Here is a 619-nt window from a genome sequence, read left to right on the forward strand (position 1 = left end):
TCGGTGTCAGCGGCATCTGCCCCAGCTGGATGAAGTATGAAGGCACCATGTAGTTGGGCAGTTCCTCACCCAGCAAGCTGCGCAGCTCACCAGCACTCACGTCACGTTCGGCAACAAAGTACGCCACCAGTTGGTTTTGTCCCTGCTCGTCCGCCTGGGCCAATACGATGACCTCTTGCACGTCTTCCACTTTCAACATTTGTGCCTCGACTTCACCCAATTCGATCCGGTAGCCCCGGATTTTCACCTGATGGTCGATCCGGCCCAAATATTCAATGTTGCCGTCAGGCATCCATCTCGCCAAGTCGCCTGTACGGTACATTCGTTCATAGCCGGTTTCACCAGCTGCAAACGGGTTCGCTACAAATTTCTCCGCTGTCAGCTCTGGACGATCCAGATAACCTCGCGCCAGACCCGGACCGGATACGCACAGCTCACCTGCTACGCCGACCGGAGCCAAATGTCCATGCCCATCCACCATGTATACCCGGTGATTCGGCATCGGGCGTCCGATGGAAATGAGTTGACCTGCCCTTTCATCCTCGGATACCGGCCAAATGGACGTTGCCACCGAGTTTTCGGTTGGACCGTAGCCATTATAATACGCCACTTGATCCTT

General features: G+C 55.4%; 1 protein-coding gene. It reads right to left on the reverse strand.

Features of this window, described 5'->3' with window-relative positions; all coding sequences use genetic code 11:
* Window positions 1-619 (reverse strand): AMP-binding protein (locus ABEW32_RS26290; protein WP_430193246.1); only part of this gene is annotated, 619 nt, incomplete at both ends.

Origin of the sequence: Paenibacillus jamilae (assembly GCF_050482105.1) — a bacterium.
Lineage (GTDB): Bacteria > Bacillota > Bacilli > Paenibacillales > Paenibacillaceae > Paenibacillus > Paenibacillus jamilae_B.